At 69.3% G+C, this 21,504-nt stretch carries 13 protein-coding genes; 4 read left to right on the top strand and 9 right to left on the bottom strand.

Features of this window, described 5'->3' with window-relative positions; genetic code table 11:
* The first annotated feature begins 13 nt into the window (after positions 1 to 13).
* The gene (locus AB6L24_RS35405; protein ID WP_405662290.1) at positions 14 to 1,033 is read left to right on the top strand and encodes a hypothetical protein; all 1,020 of its coding nucleotides are present in this window, start codon (positions 14 to 16) and stop codon (positions 1,031 to 1,033) included.
* Between the two features lie 357 nt (positions 1,034 to 1,390).
* Here AB6L24_RS35405 and AB6L24_RS35400 read toward each other — a convergent pair whose 3' ends face one another.
* From AB6L24_RS35400 to ngcE, 9 genes are all read right to left on the bottom strand, one after another.
* Positions 1,391 to 2,914, bottom strand: a complete 1,524-nt coding sequence (locus AB6L24_RS35400) for an amino acid permease (protein ID WP_405662288.1) — start codon at positions 2,912 to 2,914, stop codon at positions 1,391 to 1,393.
* A gap of 149 nt (positions 2,915 to 3,063) precedes the next feature.
* Positions 3,064 to 4,992 (bottom strand): 1-deoxy-D-xylulose-5-phosphate synthase, encoded by a 1,929-nt coding sequence (dxs, locus tag AB6L24_RS35395; protein WP_380856920.1) that lies wholly within the window; start codon positions 4,990 to 4,992, stop codon positions 3,064 to 3,066.
* Between the two features lie 267 nt (positions 4,993 to 5,259).
* Positions 5,260 to 6,576 carry a sugar ABC transporter permease gene (locus AB6L24_RS35390; protein ID WP_405662286.1) on the bottom strand — a complete coding sequence of 439 codons (1,317 nt, stop codon included), beginning with the start codon at positions 6,574 to 6,576 and terminating at the stop codon, positions 5,260 to 5,262.
* The gene (locus tag AB6L24_RS35385) at positions 6,573 to 7,373 is read right to left on the bottom strand and encodes an ATP-binding cassette domain-containing protein (RefSeq protein WP_190115423.1); all 801 of its coding nucleotides are present in this window, start codon (positions 7,371 to 7,373) and stop codon (positions 6,573 to 6,575) included. The genes AB6L24_RS35390 and AB6L24_RS35385 overlap by 4 nt, the downstream gene beginning before the upstream one ends.
* Positions 7,374 to 7,585: 212 nt before the next feature.
* A complete protein-coding gene (locus AB6L24_RS35380; RefSeq protein ID WP_405662283.1) occupies positions 7,586 to 8,683 on the bottom strand; it encodes a substrate-binding domain-containing protein in 1,098 nt (365 codons plus the stop codon).
* A 122-nt stretch (positions 8,684 to 8,805) separates the two neighbouring features.
* Positions 8,806 to 10,005 (bottom strand): ROK family transcriptional regulator, encoded by a 1,200-nt coding sequence (locus AB6L24_RS35375; RefSeq protein WP_405662280.1) that lies wholly within the window; start codon positions 10,003 to 10,005, stop codon positions 8,806 to 8,808.
* Between the two features lie 177 nt (positions 10,006 to 10,182).
* Positions 10,183 to 11,109 carry a carbohydrate ABC transporter permease gene (locus AB6L24_RS35370; RefSeq protein ID WP_380856833.1) on the bottom strand — a complete coding sequence of 309 codons (927 nt, stop codon included), beginning with the start codon at positions 11,107 to 11,109 and terminating at the stop codon, positions 10,183 to 10,185.
* A 13-nt stretch (positions 11,110 to 11,122) separates the two neighbouring features.
* Entirely contained in the window at positions 11,123 to 12,052 is a 930-nt protein-coding gene (locus AB6L24_RS35365) for a carbohydrate ABC transporter permease (RefSeq protein ID WP_380856836.1), read from the bottom strand.
* Between the two features lie 124 nt (positions 12,053 to 12,176).
* Complete coding sequence (ngcE, locus tag AB6L24_RS35360; RefSeq protein WP_380856839.1) at positions 12,177 to 13,625, bottom strand: N-acetylglucosamine/diacetylchitobiose ABC transporter substrate-binding protein; 1,449 nt, start codon at positions 13,623 to 13,625, stop codon at positions 12,177 to 12,179.
* Positions 13,626 to 14,184: 559 nt separating this feature from the next.
* Here ngcE and AB6L24_RS35355 point away from each other — a divergent pair.
* The 3 genes from AB6L24_RS35355 to AB6L24_RS35345 all read left to right on the top strand — a co-directional run bounded on the left by AB6L24_RS35355 (position 14,185) and on the right by AB6L24_RS35345 (position 21,378).
* A complete protein-coding gene (locus tag AB6L24_RS35355) occupies positions 14,185 to 15,525 on the top strand; it encodes a P-loop NTPase fold protein (RefSeq protein ID WP_405662276.1) in 1,341 nt (446 codons plus the stop codon).
* Positions 15,515 to 17,356 (top strand): Hsp70 family protein, encoded by a 1,842-nt coding sequence (locus tag AB6L24_RS35350; protein WP_405662274.1) that lies wholly within the window; start codon positions 15,515 to 15,517, stop codon positions 17,354 to 17,356. The genes AB6L24_RS35355 and AB6L24_RS35350 overlap by 11 nt, the downstream gene beginning before the upstream one ends.
* Positions 17,357 to 17,481: 125 nt before the next feature.
* Positions 17,482 to 21,378, top strand: coding sequence for a GH92 family glycosyl hydrolase (locus AB6L24_RS35345; RefSeq protein WP_405662272.1), 3,897 nt, complete (start codon positions 17,482 to 17,484; stop codon positions 21,376 to 21,378).
* The last annotated feature ends 126 nt before the right edge of the window (positions 21,379 to 21,504 follow it).

Here is a 21,504-nt window from a genome sequence, read left to right as displayed (position 1 = left end):
CCGCAAGGGTCTTATGGCGCTTGCCATCGCCCTCGCGAGTGTGTTGTGCCTCACGCAGTGCTCCTCCGCCTCGGACAGCGAGAAGCCGCGCTCCGGATGGGCCGAGCGCTCGCCCGAGAGCCGCCCGTCGGCCGACCGCTCCCCCGAGAGCCGGAAGCCGTCCGCCACGCCATCCCCCTCGGCCACGTCGTCGCCCTCGTCCGGCGGCCGCGTCCGGGCCGACCTGGAGCGGCGGGTCACCGCGTACACCTCGGGCTTCTCGGAGGACAGCGGCTACCGCCGCCCGTCGGCCAAGGACCGGCGCACCGTCGCCGAGGGCGTGGCCCTGCTCCTGGACCGGCACCGCTCCCGGGCCGAACGCCGCCTGGCCGACGTCGACTTCCGGGTGCGCACGGTCAGGGACACCGAGTCCGGGCGGCGCTTCGCCGAGGTGTCCGACCTCTCCGAGGACGCCGCGGCGCCGCGCGGCTGGGGCCGGGTCTATGTGGACCTCGACTCCCCGATCCGCTGGTCCGTGCAGGTTCCCCACCCCGTCGCCGACCGCCACACCGAACGGCTCGGCGCCGCGCTCCTCAGCCGCTCCCCCGGCGGCGTCATGGTCATTGCGGGGGCACATCGCAAAGCTGGGCGCGACGACGAGGCGGATGTGGCGCACCGGCGGAAGAGCGTGTTCCACGCCATCTGCGACGAGTTGGCGAAGCGTGGCGTGCCCGGCATCCAGGTGCACGGGATGGCGGACGACTCCGCCCCCAAGTACGACGTGGTCGCCTCCACGGGCAAGGGCCGCGAGGCCGTCTCCGAGGGCCGGGACCTGGCGGACGCGCTGCGCCGCCGCGGCTACGACGTGTGCCGCGCCTGGGCCCGCTCCTGCCCCCTCGAAGGCCGCAAGAACGTCCAGGGCCGGGGCGCCGCCGCACAGGACACGGAGTTCCTGCACGTCGAGTTCGGCGCGCGGATCCGCGACCGCGAGCGGCACCTGCGGGCGGCGGTGTCGGCGATGGCGTCGGTGACGCGGGACTGGCGGCGGATGTAGCCCGAGGGGGTCTCAGGGCACCCGGGAGTCCTCGGGGGCACCTCGGCTCCCACCCCGGGTCGGCCGGGGCCACGGTGCCCCCGTGCGGCTCCCCCAGCTGCGCGGCGGCGCGCAGGCCCACAGGGAGGCGGCGAGCAGGCGCGCGGGGCCGAGGGCTGCCCCGACCGTCCGCTCCGGGGGCAGGATTTGCAGGTCACCTGTGCCCGAAAGGGCAGACCGTCGAGGGACCCGGCAAGCACGGCCCGGCACCGCACGGCCAGAACAGCACCGCACGGCCGAGCACAGCCAGAACGGCGTCCGGCCCCGCGGTTCCCCTCCGGAGGGAACACACGGGGCCGGACGACCGACGGCGGACGGCTACTCGCCGCCACGGCCCGGCGGGCGCAGCACCTCGCCCACCGTCGTCTCCTCCTGCCTGCCCAGGCGGCTGTGCGAGCGCCCGTACAGGAAGTAGACGGCGACACCCAGCAGCATCCACCCGCCGAACCGGACCCACGTCTCGGCGGGCAGGTTGAGCATCAGCCACAGCGAGGCGCCGACGGACAGGATCGGCAGGACGGGCACCCACGGGGTGCGGAAGGAGCGGTGCAGGTCGGGACGCGTCCTGCGGAGGATGACCACCCCGATCGCGACGATCACGAAGGCGAACAGAGTGCCGATGTTCACCAGCTCGGCGAGCTCGCTGAGCGGGGTGAAGCCGGCGACGACCGCGATGATCACGCCGAGCAGGATGGTCGGCCGGTGCGGGGTCTTGAAGCGCGGGTGGACGCGGGAGAAGAAGCGCGGGAGCAGTCCGTCGCGGCTCATCGCGAAGAACACCCGGGTCTGGCCGAGGAGCAGGATCATGCAGACCGTGGTCAGGCCCACGGCGGCACCGAAGCTGATGAAGCCCGCGTACCAGGGGTGTCCGGTCGCCTTGAACGCGTCGGCGAGCGGGGCGTCCACCGAGAGCTCGCTGTAGTGCTGCATGCCGGTCACGACGACCGACACGGCCACGTACAGCGTGGTGCAGATGAGCAGCGAGCCGAGGATGCCGCGCGGCATCGCCCGCTGCGGGTCCTTGGTCTCCTCCGCCGCGGTGGCCACGACGTCGAAGCCGATGAAGGCGAAGAAGACGACGGAGGCGGCGGTGAAGATGCCCATCACGCCGAAGTTGCTCGGGGCCCAGCCGAACATCAGCTGGATCAGCGGGGAGTCCAGACCGCCGCCCGCCTCGACCTCCTGGGCCTTGGGGATGAACGGGTCGTAGTTCTTGCTCTCGATGAAGAAGGCGCCCGCGACGATCACGACCAGGACGACCGTCACCTTGATGGCGACGACGAGGGAGGTGATGCGCGCGGACAGCTTCATGCCGAGGACGAGGATGACCGTGAGCAGCAGGACCAGGGCGGCGGCGAGGATGTCGAAGCCGAAGCCGTCGGCCGCGTCCCTGCTGCCGAGCGCCTCCGGCAACTGCCAGCCCGCGTTGTCGAGCAGCGAGGCGATGTACCCGGACCAGCCGACGGCGACCACCGCCGTGCCGAGCGCGAACTCGAGGACGAGGTCCCAGCCGATGATCCAGGCGGGCAGTTCACCGAGGGACGCGTACGAGAACGTGTACGCGGACCCCGCCACCGGGAGCGTGGAGGCGAACTCGGCGTAGCAGAGCGCCGCGAGGGCGCAGACGACCCCGGCGACCACGAAGGCCAGGGCGACCGAGGGGCCGGCGTTGTTCTTGGCGACCGTGCCGGTGAGGACGAAGATGCCGGTGCCGATGATGACACCGACGCCGAAGACGGTCAGGTCCAGCGCGGACAAGGATTTCTTGAGCGCGTGTTCTGGTTCCTCGGTGTCGAGGATGGACTGCTCGACCTTCTTCGTCCGGAAGAGGGTGCTGCTCACGGCGTACCTCCCACGCTTGTCGTCCTCGACATGATCGAGAGGGCACGTTCTGCTTATGCCCCGACGCGGGTGGATTCACGCAAATGGGCCGGTTTCACCACTCTTCACGGTGGTGAAACCGGCCCATCCGGACACATCGGCCGTTGATTTCAGTCGCGCGCGGGCTCCACGGAGTCCACGGACGCCGCGTTGCGCTCGAAGCGGCCGTCGAGCTTGGCGACCAGACCCGTCACCTGGCGGGCGATGTCCGGCGCCGTCAGGCCGATCTCCGCCATGACCTCCTTGCGCGAGGCGTGGTCGAGGAAGCGCGGCGGGATGCCGAAGTCGCGCAGCGGCACGTCCACGCCCGCGTCCCTGAGGGCCTGGGCGATGGCCGAGCCGACGCCGCCCGCGCGGGAGTTGTCCTCGACGGTGACGACGACGCGGTGCTGCTCGGCGAGCGGCGCCATCGCCTCGTCGACCGGCTTGACCCAGCGGGGGTCGACGACGGTGGTGGAGATGCCCTGCTTGTCGAGCAGGTCGGCGATCTCCAGGCACATCGGCGCGAGCGCGCCCACGGAGACGAGCAGCACGTCGGGCCGGTCGGTGCCCGCCGTGCGCAGCACGTCCATGCCGCCGACCTTGCCGACCGCCTGCACGGCGGGGCCGACGGCGCCCTTGGAGTAGCGCACGACGGTCGGCGCGTCGTCGACCTCGACGGCCTCGCGGAGCTGGAGGCGGACCTGGTCGGCGTCGCGGGGCGCGGCGATGCGCAGGGTGGGCACGCACTGCAGGATCGACATGTCCCACATGCCGTTGTGCGAGGCGCCGTCGGTGCCGGTCACGCCCGCGCGGTCCAGGACGAAGGTGACGCCGCACTTGTGCAGGGCCACGTCCATCAGGAGCTGGTCGAAGGCGCGGTTGAGGAAGGTCGCGTACACGGCGAAGACGGGGTGGACGCCGCCGGAGGCGAGGCCCGCGGCGCTGACGGCGGCGTGCTGCTCGGCGATGCCGACGTCGTAGACCCGGTCGGGGAAGGCCTTGGCGAACTTCTGCAGGCCGACGGGCTGGAGCATGGCCGCGGTGATGGCGACGATGTCGTCCCGCTCGTGGCCGAGCTTGACCATCTCCTCACCGAAGACGGACGTCCAGTCCATGCCGCCCGCGGCGATCGGGAGTCCGGTGTCGGGGTGGATCGGGCCGATGCCGTGGAAGTGGTCGGCCTCGTCCTCCTCGGCGGGTTTGTAGCCGCGGCCCTTCTCGGTGATGCAGTGCACGATGACGGGGCCGTTGAAGCGCTTGGCGCGCTGCAGGGCGGACTCCAGGGCCTCGATGTCGTGGCCGTCGATGGGGCCGACGTACTTCAGGCCGAGGTCCTCGAACATGCCCTGCGGGGCGATGAAGTCCTTCAGGCCCTTCTTGGCGCCGTGCAGCGTCTCGTACAGCGGCTTGCCGACGACGGGGGTGCGCTCGAGGAGGTCCTTGCCGCGGGCCAGGAAGCGTTCGTAGCCGTCGGTGGTGCGCAGGGTGGCGAGGTGGTTGGCGAGGCCGCCGATGGTGGGGGCGTAGGAACGCTCGTTGTCGTTGACGACGATGACGAGCGGGCGGTCCTTGGCGGCCGCGATGTTGTTCAGCGCTTCCCAGGCCATGCCGCCGGTGAGGGCGCCGTCACCGATGACGGCGACGACGTGGTCGTCCTTGCCGCGCACCTCGTTGGCCTTGGCGAGGCCGTCGGCCCAGCCGAGCACGGTGGAGGCGTGGCTGTTCTCGATCACGTCGTGGTCGGACTCGGCGCGCGAGGGGTAGCCGGACAGGCCGCCCTTGGCGCGCAGCTTGGCGAAGTCCTGGCGGCCGGTGAGCAGCTTGTGGACGTAGGCCTGGTGGCCGGTGTCCCACAGGACCTTGTCCTTCGGCGACTCGAAGACGCGGTGCAGGGCGATGGTCAGCTCGACGACACCGAGGTTGGGGCCGAGGTGACCGCCGGTCTTGGAGACAGCGTCGACGAGGAAGCCGCGGATCTCGTTCGCCAGCTGGTTGAGCTGTTCCGGGCCGAGCAGGTCCAGATCGCGCGGTCCCGTGATGCGGGTCAGCAGCGGCACCCGTGCCTCCTTGCAGTAGAGCGTGTAGCGCTGTTCGAGCATTGCCGGGCCTGTCGAGTCTAATGTTCCGCCGCGCGAGACGTAGTCCGGGCCGGGGGTCCCGCATCACGCGATCGGCTGTAAATCGACTGGTACGACCGGGGGCGACCGGCGGATCCGGACCACCGGACGGGAACGGATGTTCCTATTCGAGGACATGCCCGTGCCCGGTACCGGAATGTCCGGTACCGGGCACGGGCACATGTGATCAAGCGTGGACCTGCGAGATCAGGCGCGGCCCGCGGACTTCTGGGTCTTGCGGGAGACCGAGTCGATCACGACGGCGGCGAGCAGGACCGCGCCGGTGATCATGTACTGGATCTCGTTGGGCATGCCCTCCAGGTTCAGGCCCTGCTGGATCGACTGGATCACCAGCATGCCGAGCATGGCGGACCAGATCTTGCCGCGGCCGCCGAAGAGGCTGGTGCCGCCGATGACCGCCGCCGCGATCACCATCATCAGGGTGTTGCCGGCGCCGAGGCTCTTGGTCGCGCCGCCGGAGAGGCTCGCGATGAAGAGCCCGCCGAAGGCGGCGAGCATGCCGGAGATCGCGAACACGGTGATCCGCACCCGGTCGACGTTGATGCCCGCGCGCCGCGCCGCCTCCGCGTTGCCGCCGACCGCGAAGACCTGGCGGCCGAAGGTGGTGCGGCGGGCCACGAAGTCCGCGATCACGAGCACGGCGAGGAAGAGCACCAGGGCGAGCGGAAGGCCGCGGGCACCCTCCGGCTCGTTCAGGAAGTACGCGGCGACGAAGGCGAGGACCGCGAGCAGACCGGTGCGCAGCAGGATCTCGCTGAGCGGCCGCGAGGGCAGCTCGGCGTTCTTGCGGCGCCGCGCGTCCAGGTACTGGGAGGCCCCGTAGGCGAGCACGGCGATCAGGGCCAGGCCGTACGCGGCGGCCTTGTCGGCGAAGAAGTGCGTGGTGAGGTCCTCGACGACGGAGCCGGTGGGCGTGTTGATGCTGCCCTCCTTGCCCATCAGCCAGATCTGCAGACCGCTCCAGCCGAGGAAGCCCGCCAGGGTGACCACGAAGGCCGGTACGCCGATCTTGGCGAAGAAGAAGCCGTGCAGCGCGCCGATCACCAGGCCGGAGGCGATGGCCACGACCACCGACAGCCAGTCGCCCCACCCGTGGGTGACGCTCAGGACCGCCCAGACGGCGGCACCCACACCGGCGACGGAGCCCACGGACAGGTCGATCTCGCCGAGCAGCAGCACGAAGACGATGCCGACCGACATGATGCCGACGCCGGAGGTGAACACCGCGATGTTGGCGAGGCTGGAGGCCGACAGGAACTTGTCGTTCTGGAGCTGGAAGACCAGGGCGATGACGATGAGGCCGACGACGACGGGCAGCGAGCCCAGCTCACCGCCGCGGACCTTGCGGACGAACTCCGTCCAGTAGCCGGCGAAGCCCTGCTCGCGCACGAGCAGGCGGGGGTCGACGGCCGCGGCGGGCGTCGCGGACGGCTCGGCGTCCACGGTGCCGCTCGTGGCCGTCTGCACCTTCTCGGTGTCGGGGGTCTTGGCGAGGTCGCTCACTTCGCGCCCTCCTTCGTTGCCGTGGCCGTGCGCGCCCTGCGGCGGGTGACGGCGTTGTCCGTGGCGCCGGTGATGGCGGCGATGACTTCCTCGGGCGAGGTGTCGGCGACCCGGAAGACGCCGTTGTTGCGGCCGAGGCGAAGGACCGCGACCCGGTCGGCGACGGCCTGGACGTCGGCCATGTTGTGGCTGATGAGGATCACGCCGTGGCCGCGCTCGCGCAGCCGCTCCACCAGGTCCAGGACCTGGGCGGTCTGCTCGACGCCGAGGGCGGCGGTGGGCTCGTCGAGGATGACGACCTTGGGGTCGCCGACCAGGGCGCGGGCGATGGCGACGACCTGCCGCTGGCCGCCGGAGAGGGCGGCGACGGGGATGCGGACGCTGGGGATGCGGATGGACAGCGTGTCCAGGAGCACCCGGGCGCGCTTCTCCATCTTGATCTCGTCGAGGACGCTGGCGCTCTTCAGCTCGCTGCCGAGGAAGAGGTTGGCGACGACGTCGAGGTTGTCGCAGAGCGCGAGGTCCTGGTAGACGGTCGCCACGCCGAGGTGCTGGGCGTCGTGCGGGCGGCCGATGCGGACCTCCCTGCCCTCCCACTCGATGGCGCCCTCGTCGATGGGGTGGACCCCGGAAATGGTCTTGACGAGCGTGGACTTGCCGGCGCCGTTGTCACCGACGAGGGCGACCACCTCACCGGCGTGGATCTCGAGGTCTACGTCCGTGAGCGCCTGGACGGCGCCGAACCGCTTGGAGACCCCGCGCAACGCCAGCACGGGCGTAGCGGACACGTGAATCATCTCCTTCGCCGCCTTTGGGGGGCGGGGATGGTGGTGCGCGCGGGCGGCACGGACCGCGTGTGCGGGGACACGGGTGCGCGCGGCACGCAGGACAAGGCGCCCGGTGCCCGCCCTCCGACTGCGGGGCGGAATGAAGTGGGCGGGCACCGGACCGCTGGGGAAGGTGTCTCGCGGCCCGCGGGCCACGTCAACACCTGGAACCTGACCGGGAGTTACTTGATCCCGGCCTCGTCGCAGGCCTTCTTGAACTGCTTGGTGCAGATGTCGCTGGCCTTGTAGACCTTGTCCTTGACGATGGTGCCGGCCACCTCGTCCTTGGTGATCGCCTGGGCGTCGTACAGCTTGGCGGGGATGCCCTTGTAGTCGCCGCTGAGCGAGTTGACCTTGCGGTCGGTCAGGTCGTCGATCTTCTTGTCCTTGAGCAGCCGGACCGCGATCTCGGCGGTGGTCTCGGCCTCCGGCTTGATCTGCTTGTAGATCGTGAAGGCCTGGTCGCCGCTCAGCAGGCGCTGGACGCCGGCGAGCTCCGCGTCCTGGCCGCCGACGGGGACGTCGATGCCCCGCTGCTTGAGGGCGGTGATGATGCCGCCCGCCATGCCGTCGTTGGCGGAGTAGACGCCGTCGATGCCGTCCTTGCCGAGCTTGTCGATGGCGGCGGCCATCTTCTTGTTCGCCTCGTCCGGGGACCAGTCCGGGATGTCCTGCTCGTAGGCGACCTTCTTGACGTTCTTGTCGAGCACCGAGTGGGCGCCCTTCTTGAAGAAGGGGGCGTTCGGGTCGGTCGGGGAGCCGTTGATCATGACGACATTGGCGTCCTTGGCGTCGGAGCCGAGCGCCTTGACGAGCGCGCCGCCCTGGAGGCGGCCGATCTTCTCGTTGTCGTAGCTGACGTAGGCGGCCAGCGGACCCTCGGCGAGCCGGTCGTACGCGACGACCTGCACGCCTTCCTTCTTGGCGCGCTCGATCCAGCCCTTGGTGGACTTGTAGTCCACCGAGTCCAGGATGATCACCTTGACGCCCTGCGTGATCAGCGCGTCGAACTGCTTCTTCTGGGTCTCGATGTCCTGCGCGGCGTTGTTGTACTTGACCTCGCAGTCGCTGCACAGCGACTTGATCTTCGACTCCATGATGGGGCGGTCGAAGGTCTCGTAGCGGGTGGTCTTGTTCTCCGGCAGGAGCAGGCCGATGGTCTTGCCGTCGCCGCCGCTGCCCTTGCCGTCGCCGTCACCGGCCTCGCCGCACGCGGCCAAGGCCAGCGCCATGGAAACGGTGACGGTGCCTATGCCGACGCGGCGCGTCAATGCGTTCATTTGGGGGTGCCTCCCTGACGTGGCCGCGTCGCTGCGGCCGAGGTGGCTCGAAGTCAACTCGGCCGCCCGACACGCGTCAAGGAGTAAATCCTTAACGAGATGACAACGGTGCCATGCGTTATCTAAGTGAAGGCGGGTGTGGCGGCGGGGAGGGTCTCGTCCAAAAGGGTTGAATCCCCCATCTCGCTGAGCGCGAGGGCGAGCGCCCCGAGGACCTCGGCGCGCGAGCCAAGTGCCCCGGGAAGCACGGAGAGTTGACGGGCCGCGCTGGGGATGGCGTAGCGCCCCACGGACTCCCTGATCGGCGCGAGGACCAGCTCCCCGGCCTCGGCGAGGGCACCGCCGAGGACGACCCTGCTGGGGTTGAGGAGGTTGCACAGGTTCGCGACACCGCTGCCGATGTGCCGGCCGACGTCGGAGATCACCCGGCGGCACCCCGGGTCCCCGTCGCGGGCGAGGGCGACCACGCGCTCCATGGTCAGATCGGTGCCGTGGCTGGACTGGAGCAGCGGAAGCACGTACCGGGCGGCGGCGAAGGTCTCCAGGCAGCCGCGGTTGCCGCAGCGGCAGACGGGGCCCGACTCGTCCAGGGTGATGTGCCCGATTTCTCCCGCTGTGCCGCCGGGCCCCCGGTAGATCCGGCCGCTGATCACCAGACCGGCGCCGACACCGCTCGCGACCTTGATGTACGCCAGGTCCTTGACCCCGCGGCCGCCGCCCCAGACCAGCTCGCCGAGCGCGCCCAGGTTGGCGTCGTTGTCGACGTGCACGGGCACGCCGAGCCGCTCCTTCAGCTCCTCGGCGGGCTTGGTGCCCGCCCAGCCCGGCAGGATCGCGGTGGAGCCGAGGGTGCCGGACTCCACGTCGATGGGCCCGGGCACGCCGAGGCCGACGCCCGCGACCTTGGCGCGGTCCACGCCGGTCGCCTCGATCAGCTTGCCGACCAGGCGCTCGGCCCGGTCGAAGCCCTGCGCGGCGGAGGCGTCCACGTCCAGCGGCTCGGCCTCCTCGGCGAGCACCTTGTGGGCGAGGTTGCCGAGGGCGACGCGCAGGTGGGTGTGGCCGAAGTCGATGCCGATGACCATGCCCGCGTCGCCGCTGAGGGAGACGCTGCGGGCCCGGCGGCCGCCCGCCGAGGTGGGGGTGACCTCGACGGTGCCGCCGTCCTTCAGCTCCCGGACGATGTTCGACACCGTCGCGGCGGACAGGCCTGTCGTCCTGGCGATCTCCGCCTGCGTGAGCGATCCCGCGAGCCGTACCGCGCGTACGACCCGCTCGAGGTTTGCTCGGTGCAGTGACGACTGCGACCCCGGAGTCTCCATCGACTCATCCACTCCCGCCTATGGCGGGCGGCGCCGGCGCCGCCCGTACAAGTTGTGAACTCCAAGCTCTGCTGAAGGGGTTACCGCAGTCAAGTCCTTGACGAAAATCCAGTAGGTCACCCCGCACACACGAAACGCCCCGCGTGCGGGGCGTTCCCTGTGCTTGATCGCGTTCGACTACTTGATCGTGGCCGCCGTGAGGCCGGACTGCACCTGCCGCTGGAAGGACAGGTAGACCACGAGGACCGGGATCATGGAGATGGTCATGCCCGCGTACAGGGCGGGCAGGTCGGTCTCGTAGTTGCCCTGGTTCATCAGGCTGACCAGGCCCTGGGCGAGCATCGAGCGGTCCGGGTCGGAGCCGCTCTGCTTCTGCATCAGGGTCAGCGGCAGGATGTACTGGTTCCACTGCCCGAGGACGTTGAAGATCCCGACGCTGATCAGTCCGGGCTTCGCCATCGGCACCATGATCTGGAAGAACACCCGGGTGTGCGAGGCCCCGTCGATCACGGCGGCCTCGTGCACGGCCGTCGGCAGGGTGCGGAAGAACGAGTGCAGATAGAACACGGTGAACGGCAGCGAGTAGGCGACGTACACCAGGATCAGTCCTTGGTACGTGTTGAGCATGCCGAGCCGGTCGACCATGAAGTAGAGCGGTACGAGCGCCAGGAACACCGGGAACATCGAACCGGCGACGAAGAAGTAGTACACGAACCGGTTGCCGACGAAGTCGTAGCGGGCGAGGACGTAGGCCGCCATCGCGCCGAGCAGCATCGTCAGGGGCACCGAGACGATCATGACGATCAGGGTGTTGAGCAGATAGTCGCCGACACCCTTCTCCCAGCCGCGCTGGAAGGCGTCGAAGGTCCATTCGGTGGGCCAGGTCCAGGCGCTGGACTTGATCTGGGAGTCGGTCTTGAAGTTGCCGAGCAGGATCCAGAACAGCGGCAGGACGATCATGACCGCCCACAGCACCAGGAAGCCGTGCGAGAAGGCGTTGAGGGTCCTGCCCTCCATGCCGTCCTTGCCGGGGCCGCGGCCGCCGCCGCGCTGGCCCGGCACCTTGACCTTGGTGACCGGTGGCTGAGTCGCAGGAGCCGTCATCGCTCGCGCCTCCTTAGAACTCGATGCGGTCACGTCGGCTGAGCCGCAGCGTGACGATGGACACGATCAGGGTGAGCAGCAGCATCACCACACCCATGGCGCAGGCGTATCCGCTCTTGCTGTACGTCTGGAAGTTGCGCATGAGGTACGTCGAGATGACCTCACTGCTGTGGTCGGGGCCACCGCCGAAGTCCTGCGACGTGAGCGTGGAGATGAGCAGGAACGCGTCCATGGACAGAATGGCGAGGAAGACCCAGGCCGTCTGGATGGTCTCCCAGAGCAGCGGCAGGGTGACCCGGAAGAAGGTCTGGAACCGTCCGGCGCCGTCGAGCAGCGCCGCCTCGTAGATGTCCTTGGGGATGGACTGCATGGCGGCCGAGAACAGCACCATGTAGAAGCCCGCCCCGGCCCAGACCATCACGAAGACGATGCACCAGAGCACCAGGTCGGGGTCGTTCAGCCACTCCGTGGGGTTGTTCTTGTCGCCGAGGCCGACCGCCTGCAGCGTGCCGTTGATGAGGCCCGAGTCGTCGCCGCGGTAGACCGCCTTGAAGAGGATGGCGAGGATCGCGATGGACAGGACCTGCGGGAAGAAGAAGATGACGCGGTAGAAGGCGGAACCCTTGACGCCGGACACACCGCCGGCTCCGCCGCGCCCGCCGACATTCACCATGAAGGCGAAGAACAGCGAGAGCAGAATCGTCAGGGTCGGCACCAGGACAAGGAGCAGGGCATTGTGCTGCAGCGCCTTGATGAAGACGTCGTCGTTCGCGAGGTCCTTGTAGTTGTCGAGGCCGACGAAATTGAAGTTCTGGGAGGCGCCGCTCCAGTCGGTGAAGGAGTAACTGATGGTCTGGAGATAGGGCCAGATCACCAGCAATACATAGAGCCCGACGGGAAGAACGAGGAATCCCGCGATGAACGGGTACTTTTTCCGATGCATAACACCCTGCTCCTGGCCTTGCCGTGACCGTGCCGAGACGGCGCCGCACCCCCGGCCGGGCCGTGGGCGGTGCCCGGCCCGGCCGTGCCGCCCGGCCCCGGCCGGCGGCTGACGACGACGACTGCTACTTCCGCTTCGTGTCCGGGTTCTTCTCTGCTTCCTTGTCGACCGCCGCCTGGCAGCGCTCCAGCCACTTCTTGGGCGTGATGCGCTTGGCCATGAGCTCACCGGTGGCGTTCTGGATCGCGACGTCCAGCTCCCCGTACCACTCCGAGTAGCGGAAGTTGAAGCGCTCGTCGACCGGACAGGCGTCGACGGCGGCGAGCGCGGTCTTGATGCCCGGGCGCAGCTGCACGCTCTTGTCGACGTACTCGGGGCCGATCACGGACAGCGAACTGGCCTCCTTGGCGAAGGCGGTGGCGCCTTCCTTGGAGAGCATCCGGCGCAGGAACTCAAGGCCGCCCGCGACGTTCTTCGCCTTGGACGGCACGATGAAGGGCTCGTCGGCGCCGGTGCGCAGGGCGTGCAGCTTCATCTTGGAGTCGGGCAGCAGGGGCAGCGGCAGGAACGTCATCTCGAAGTCGTCCGGCGTCTGCTTGGCCTGCTCGTTCTCCAGCCAGGAGCCCGAGGGGATGAAGACGGCCTTGTACTCGTTCCACTTGGTCTGGGCCTCGGTGTGCTCCAGGGAGTTGGTGCCCGGCATCAGCAGGCCCTTCTCCACGATCTCGTACACCGCCTCGATGGCGCGCTCGGCGGCCGGGTTGCCGACGAAGGCCTTCTTGTCGAGGTTGTCGATCGCCTTCACGGCGTCCATGCCGCCGGTCTTGGCGATCAGGTCCATGATCACGATGTTCATGTAGTACGGGTACTTGCCCTGGTGGGCGAGGCCGCCGATGCCCTTGGACTTGGCGTCCTTCATGATGTCGAGCATCTCGTCCCAGGTCTTCGGCACCTTCCAACCGTGCTTCTTGAAAAGCTTGTTGGAGTACCAGAGGCCCCACGTCGCGTAGACGTAGAACAGCGCGTGGAACTTGCCGCCGAAGGTGCCCTGCTCGATGGTGCCGGGCAGCATGATGTCGCGGATCTTCTTGCTCGGGTCGTCGATGGACGGCGCGTCGAGCAGCTGCGTGAGGTCGGTGAGATGACCTTCCTTGTGCAGGGTGTCCAGCTTCATCTTCTTGGAGCCGGAGTCGTCGACGACGTCCGGCGGGTTGCCCTTGTTGAAGCGGGGCTGGAGCTTGCCGGTGACGTCCTGCTCGCCGCTGTGCGCGACCGAGCCGCCGTACTTCTTCTCGAAGGACGCCTCCCACGCCTTGGCGTAGGCGTCGCCGTAGCCGCCCTTGAAGATGAAGACGTCCAGGTCGTTGTCCTTGGCCACGCCGAAGGGGTTGTTCTTCGTCTTCTTGACGGTCTTGGCCTTGTCGTTGTCACCGCCGCCGCCGGACGCACAGGCCGAGAGGAAGCCCATCGTCGGGACGGAGATGATGCCGAGCGCGGCCGCTCGCTTGATCAGGTCGCGCCGGCCGACGCCGTCGCTGCCGGGCCTGCCGGGGGTCCCAGGGGTGGATCCCATGCTCAAGTCCTCGCCTTCTTCCAGGACTCAGGCGGTGAACCGGACCTCCCCGGCACCGCGGAGTTGTGAAGCTGGGGTCGTGCGATGGTGCGGGATGTGCGGGATGTGTCCGATGCCGCTGCGAGCGCCGCCGCGGCTGGTCGATCCGGGACGGCCCAGGGAACTCGGACGCCGACAGGTATAGTCCACTCACAGTCGGCCAAGCAAGATCGAATGCAGGTTTGGACTGCAGGCTTTTCCGAGTTGAGACCTCGCGGAGACCGGCCGCATCTCCGGTTCGGATACACGTATCCCGCGCCCCCTCGACGGCATTCGGGTACCGCACCGGGAGCCGGTGCGGTACCCGGCGAGGGCTTCTCAAGCGCGCCATAAAAGTCCGTACCAATGAGGAATCCGACCGGCTATTTCCCCGCCGTCGCCGGTACCGGAACGACCTGCCGTCATTTCCGGGCGCTTCGGCGAACTTCGCTCGCAGAAGGGCCGATTCGGGCACCATGGGTGGTATGCCGCTGGCAATCAGTCACGGTGGCTGATTCCGACGCGGCGCATGGGGGGGCTCATGCTGCTGACCGACAACCCGATCCCGGACGCGGACGGGGACCACTTCGGATTCCGGACCCACGCCGCCGTGCTCTGCGCGGCGATCACCGCCACCGAGGACCTGCCGCTGACCGTGGGGGTCTTCGGCCCCTGGGGCATGGGCAAGTCGAGCTTCATGAAGGTCTGCCAGGACCTGCTGGACCAGCGCGACATCCCGACCGTGTGGTTCAACCCGTGGAAGTACGACCAGAAGGACGAGATCTGGCACGCCCTGATCCAGAGCGTGCTCACCGAGATCGCCCAGGACCTGGAGGAGCGGCGGCAGAAGGGCGACCTGGCCCTGCGCGAGCGGATGGCGGGCGCCCTGGAGACCATCCGGCGGCTCAGCCAGGCCGCCGCCTGGCTCCTGGCCCGCCGCGCCGCGGGCCCGCTCACCGCAGGCGTCCTCACCGCCGACGACGTGGACGCCGCGCAGACCGCGCTCACCGAACCGGGCACGGAGACCTACCTGCACGTCAACCACTTCGAGCAGGACTTCAAGGACGTGGTCCACACCTACACCGACGGCGGGCGGCTCGTCCTGTTCATCGACGACCTGGACCGGTGCAGCCCGGACGCGGCGATCACCGTCCTCGACTCCCTCAAGCTGTTCCTCGGCGAGGGGTCCTGCGTGTTCGTGCTCGCCATGGACTACCAGGTCGTCGCGGAGGCCGCCGCCCGGCGGTTCCACGCCGAGAACCCGGACGAGGCCCGGGGCCGGCAGTATCTGGAAAAGCTCATCCACTTCCCGTACCACCTGCCGGGCGTCTCCTTCGAGGCCATCGTCCGGCACCTCCAGGACAAGGTCACCGACGCCGAACTCGCGGGCTCGCGGGAGCTGTGGGAACTGGTCGAGGTCGCCTTCGAGGCCAACCCGCGCCGCGTCCGCCGCTTCGTCAACGGCCTGAACCTGACGGCGATGACCCTGCGCATGAACCCGGCGGACCCGCCCTCGCGCAGACTGCTCCTGCACGCGGGCACACTCCTCGCCCTGCACATGAAGCACCCCGACTTCTTCGGGGTGCTCAAGTCCGACCCCGGCGTCTGGCGGCGCTTCGACGACGCCGAGTTCTTCAGGACGGAGCTGAGCGGCCAGGACGCGCTCCTCGCCCGCGAGAACCCGGGGGCACGACGTCTCCTCGCGAGGGTGTCGTTCCGGCGCGAGGGCTACGACTTCCCCGATCCGCCGACCCCCACCGAGATCAGACTCCTGACGCAGGTCCTGACGGTGACCGGCGGCCTGTCGAACGGCACGGCGGACCCGTCGGCGGCCGCCACCGCCGACGGCACCACAGGAGCGGGGCCGGGCCATGGCGCATGACGAGGCACACGATGTCCGGTACGCGGTCGGCCTGGACCTCGGCGACGGCGAGAGCTCCCTGTGCTGGCTGGACACGACCGGACAAGGCCCCGGGGAGGTCTACGTCCGCGGCACCGAGGGCACCGCCGTCGTCACGGCCCTGGGGCGCGTGCCCCTGACACCCGCCGACCCCACCGACCCCACCGACCCCACCGACCACCCGGACACAGACACAGACACCGACCTCGTCCACCGCGTCGTCATCGGCGAGGACGCCGTGCTCGCCAGGAACTGCGTGCACTTCAGCGTCAACTTCAAGAACCGGCACCAGCCCACCGACCTGCAGGCGGTGCAGTTCGCCCAGGTGTTCCTCGCCGAGTTCTTCGCCAGGCACCCCGAGGTGCAGGAGGACTGCGTGGTCCACGTCGGCCACCCCGCGGGCTGGGACCGCCGCTCCGTCAAGGCCTACCTGCGCCAGCTGCGGGCCCTGGACGTGCCCGTGCGCCTGGTCGCCGAGTCCCAGTCGGCCCTCGTGCACGTCCGCGACCGCCGGGCCGAGCGCCCCGGCCGCGGGCTCGACCGGGTCCTCGTCGTCGACGTGGGCTCCTCCACGACCGACTTCACCGTCGTGGAGGACCTGGTCCCGCGGAACCTGCCCGTGGGCACCGAACTGGGCTGCCGCGAGATCGACGCGACCCTCGCCCGGATCGTGCGCGCCGACTTCGAGGGCGCGGACTCCAAGGACGGGGCGAGGTTCACCGAGGAACTGCGCCAGGACGGCGGCGCCCACATGCTGATGCTGGTCTGCCGCCGGGCCAAGGAGGCCCAGTTCACCGGCACGGACTTCAAGGTGCAGGAGCTCCAGGCCGGCTGCGCCCGCGAGTTCGTCTCCCTGGTCACCCTGAGCGTGGAGCGCCTGCGGTCGGTCGACATACCCGGACGCGTCGTCCGCGCCCCCGGCGGCTGGGCCGACCGCTTCGCGGACATGCTGACGGAGGTGCGCGCACTGCTCGGCGCCACCGCCCCCGAGCTGGTCGTCCTCACCGGCGGCGGCTCCCGCATGCCCGTCGTGCGCGAGCTGTGCGCCGCCGCGTTCCCCGAGGCCACTGTGGAGAACGCGGCGGAGCCCTCCCTCTCGGTCACCCGGGGGCTCGCCAGCATCGGGCGGCACAGCGTCAACGTCGTCCGGTTCCGCCGCGACATCCAGGCGCTCAAGGACCGCCCCGAGTTCGAGGAGGCGATCCGCGCGGGCCTCGTCGAGGCGTTCGACCAGGCCAAGAGCTCTCTCCTGAGCCGCCTCCTCGCCCGGGCCGACCGCCTGTACGCCAACGACGAGGGCGACCTCGACGCGCTGATCCGCGAACTCACCGGCCTGGACACGGTGCTGGCCGACCTGCGCGCCACGCTGGAGGCCGAGCTGATCCCCCTGGTGCTCGGCATCTGCCGCTCGTACGGCATCCGGGACGACCAGTTCACGCTCGACATCACGCTGCCCGAGATCATCGGTACGGCCATCACCCGCCGCATCCGCGCCCTGTGGCGGGTCCTTCGCAACTCCCAGGGGGCGCTGGACGTCGTCACGAGAGTGCCGCAGGTGGGCCTGATGCGGTTGCGCAGCGCGATGCGCGCCGGGGCGACACCGGCGCAGATGGCCGCGCTCGTCGCCGGGATGGCCGTCATCGTGGCCCTGCCCAAGGGCGCCGAACTCGGCGCCCGCCAGCTCATCAAGGTCACCCTCGGCAACGCCTCCCTCGACCCCACCGAGGTGGACCGCCTGGTCACCGACGTCGCCGAGCGGATCAGCGCACAGATGGACGACCGCGCGCGGGAGGTGGAGCGCTTCCTGCGCTGACGTCCACAGCGCCCTCGTGAACCCTCTTCAACCCCCTTGACACCACCGCCCACTTACCGCCCTACTGGACCCTGCGCAGCCACTGACAACGTTGTCCGGACAGTTGCTTGGAGGGGACTCAGGGGATGGGACACAGACCTCGGGGACACAGACCGCGCTGGGCGCCGGCCCCGCTCGCGGGCGCGGCGGGGCACCGGCGCCGAACGGCCGCCGGCGTCGGCCTCACCGCCCTCGCGGTGCTCGCCGCCTCGCAGGGCGCCGCCGTCGCGGGTCCTGAGCGGGCGCCGCGGGCGGCCGAGGAGTTCAGCTCCTCGTTCGAGAAGGACGACGCGCAGCCCGACTGGCTGAATACGGTCGAGACGGACGCCGACGGCAAGAAGAAGGCCGGCGGGGTCAACGGCGGCTTCAGCTCCGGGATTCCGGGGAGCGTGAACGACCGCGTCGTGGACGTGCGGGCGAGCGGTGAGAACACGGGCGCCGGGGAGACCAAGGAGAAGCTGGTCGACGGCGAGCAGTCGACGAAGTGGCTCACCTTCAAGCCCACGGGCTGGGTGGAGTTCGAGCTCGACGCGCCCGCGAAGGTGGTGACGTACGCGCTCACCTCCGCCAACGACCACCAGGAGCGCGACCCGAAGGACTGGAAGCTCCAGGGCTCGACGGACGGCAAGGACTGGAAGGACCTCGACACCCGCACGGGCGAGAAGTTCGCCAGCCCCTTCACCACGAAGAAGTACGACTTCGAGAACACGGCCGCGTACTCCCACTACCGCCTGGACATCACCGCCAACAACGGCGCGAGCGATGCCCTGCAACTGGCCGACGTACAGCTCTCCGTCGGCGGCAGCGACAACCCGGCTCCGCCCGACGACATGCTGAGCCTCGTCGACCGCGGCCCCGCCGGGTCCCCGACCGCGAAGGCGCGCGCCGGGTTCACCGGCAGGCAGGCGCTGCGGTACGCGGGCACGCACACGGCCGAGCAGCGCGGCTTCTCGTACAACAAGGTCTTCGACGTGAACGTCGACGTGCGCCGCGACACCGAGCTGTCGTACCGCGTCTTCCCGTCCATGGCGGACGGCGACCTGGACTACGACGCCACGAACGTCGCCGTCGACCTGGCCTTCACCGACGGCACCTATCTGAGTGACCTCAAGGCCACCGACCAGCACGGATTCCCGCTGACCCCGCGCGGTCAGGGCGATGCCAAGGTCCTTTACGTCAACCAGTGGAACGACGTCGTCGGAAGGATCGGCGAGGTCGCGTCCGGCAAGACGGTGGACCGCGTCCTCGTCGGCTACGACTCCCCCAAGGGTCCCGCGAAGTTCCGTGGCTGGCTGGACGACGTGTCGCTGAAGGAGACCCCGCCCGCCAAGCCCAAGGCGCGCCCCTCCGACTACGCCTCGACCACGCGCGGCACGAACTCCAGCGGCGGCTTCTCGCGCGGCAACACCTTCCCGGCGACGGCCGTCCCGCACGGCTTCAACTTCTGGACGCCGGTGACCAACGCGGGCTCCATCAGCTGGCTGTACGACTACGCACGCGGCAACAACGACGACAACCTGCCGACCGTGCAGGCGTTCAGCGCGAGCCACGAGCCGAGCCCGTGGATGGGCGACCGGCAGACCTTCCAGGTGATGCCGTCGGTGGCGAAGGACAAGCCGGAGGCCGACCGGGCCAAGCGGGCGCTGCCGTTCCGGCACGAGAAGGAGACGGCGAGGCCGCACTACTACGGCGTGACGTTCGAGAACGGTCTGAAGGCTGAGATGACGCCGACCGACCACGCGGCCATGTTCAAGTTCACCTATCCCGGTGAGGACGCGAGCATCGTCTTCGACAACATCGAGAAGACGGGCGACACCAAGCACAACGTCGGCCTGACCCTCGACAAGGAGAAGGGCGTCGTCACGGGCTACTCCGACGTGAAGTCGGGCCTGTCGACGGGCGCGACCCGCATGTTCGTGTACGGCACCTTCGACAGCCCGGTCACGGACAGCGGCAAGCTGACGGGCGGCGGCACGACCGACGCCACCGGCTACTTCCGCTTCAAGGCGGGCAAGGACCGCACGGTCTCGCTGCGCCTGGCGACCTCGCTGATCAGCGTGGACCAGGCGAAGGACAACCTGGACCGGGAGATCCCGGCGGGCTCGTCGTTCGCCGGCGTCAAGGAGCGGGCGCAGGACAAGTGGGACGACATCCTCGGCCGCGTCGAGGTGGAGGGCGCGAGCGAGGGGCAGAAGACGTCCCTGTACTCCAGCCTGTACCGCCTCTACCTCTACCCGAACTCCGGGTTCGAGAAGGTCGGTTCGAAGCACAAGTACGCGTCGCCGTTCTCGCCGCAGACCGGCCCGGACACGCCCACCCACACCGGCGCCAAGATCGTCGAGGGCAAGCCGTACGTGAACAACGGCTTCTGGGACACGTATCGCACGACGTGGCCCGCCTACTCCCTCTTCACGCCGAAGAAGGCGGGCGAGCTGGTCGACGGCTTCGTGCAGCACTACAAGGACGGCGGCTGGACGTCGCGCTGGTCCTCGCCCGGCTACGCGGACCTGATGACCGGCACGTCCTCCGACGTGGCGTTCGCCGACGCGTTCGTGAAGGGCGTCAAGGGCTTCGACGCGAAGGCGGCGTACGACGCGGCGGTGAAGAACGCGACGGTCGCGCCGGACAAGTCGGGCTACGGCCGCAAGGGCATGACCACCTCGCCGTTCCTCGGCTACACCCCGTCCGAGACGCACGAGGGCCTGTCGTGGGCACTCGAGGGCTACGTCAACGACTACGGCATCGCGAAGATGGGCCAGGCGCTCTACAAGAAGACGGGCGAGAAGCGCTACAAGGAGGAGTCCGCGTACTTCCTCAACCGCGCCCGTGACTATGTGAACCTCTTCGACTCCAAGGCCGGGTTCTTCCAGGGCAAGAACAAGAAGGGCGACTGGCGCGTCCCGTCCGAGAAGTTCGACCCGCGGATCTGGGGCCACGACTACACCGAGACCAACGCGTGGGGCTACGCCTTCACCGCCCCGCAGGACTCGCGCGGCCTCGCCAACCTGTACGGCGGCCGGAAGGGCCTGGCGAAGAAGCTCGACACGTACTTCGCCACGCCGGAGACGGCCTCGCCCGAGTTCGCCGGTTCCTACGGCGGCGTCATCCACGAGATGACGGAGGCCCGTGACGTGCGCATGGGCATGTACGGGCACTCCAACCAGGTCGCCCACCACGCCGCGTACATGTACGACGCGGCCGGGCAGCCCTCGAAGACGCAGGAGAAGGTCCGCGAGGTCATGTCCCGCCTGTACACGGGCAGCGAGATCGGGCAGGGCTACCACGGCGACGAGGACAACGGCGAGCAGTCGGCCTGGTACCTCTTCTCCTCCCTCGGCTTCTACCCGCTCGTCATGGGCAGCGGCGAGTACGCCATCGGCTCCCCGCAGTTCACGAAGATGACCGTGCACATGGACAACGGCAAGGACCTGGTGGTCAAGGCCCCCAGGAACAGCGCGAAGAACGTGTACGTGCAGGGCCTGAAGGTCAACGGCAAGAAGTGGAACTCGACCGCGCTGCCGCACGAGGCTGTTTCGCGGGGCGGGGTCCTGGAATTCGACATGGGCCCGAAGCCGTCCGCCTGGGGCACCGGCAAGAACGCCCAGCCGGTCTCCGTGACGGACGACGACAAGGTGCCGTCGCCGCGCAAGGACGCCCTGAAGGTCGAGGGCGAGCTGTTCGACAACTCCTCGACCACGTACGCGAACGCGGCGTCCGTCGTGCTGCCCGTCCAGGGCCGCACCAAGGCCGTCCAGTACACCCTCACCTCCGCCGACAAGGCCAAGGCCCCGCGCGGCTGGGTCCTCCAGGGCTCCCGCGACGGCGAGAAGTGGAAGACCGTCGACAAGCGCTCCGGCCAGTCCTTCGCCTGGGACCAGCAGACCCGGCCGTTCACGGTGAGCGACCCCGGGTCGTACGTGAAGTACCGCCTGGTCTTCACCGGGGGCCGGGGCACCCTCTCGGAGGTGGAACTCCTCCGCTGACGCCCGCCTGACCCCACCCGAACCCCGGCCCCGGCCCGTCGACCCCTCCGTCGACGAGCCGGGGCCGGCCTGCGTCGTCGAAGGTGGACCGCCGGGGACACGCGTGTGGGAGGCTGCGGGCAAAAG

The sequence above is a fragment of the Streptomyces sp. RK9 genome, assembly GCF_045070545.1.
In the GTDB taxonomy this organism is placed as follows: Bacteria; Actinomycetota; Actinomycetes; order Streptomycetales; family Streptomycetaceae; genus Streptomyces; species Streptomyces alboflavus.
This window is presented reverse-complemented; position numbering and strand designations above follow the sequence as displayed.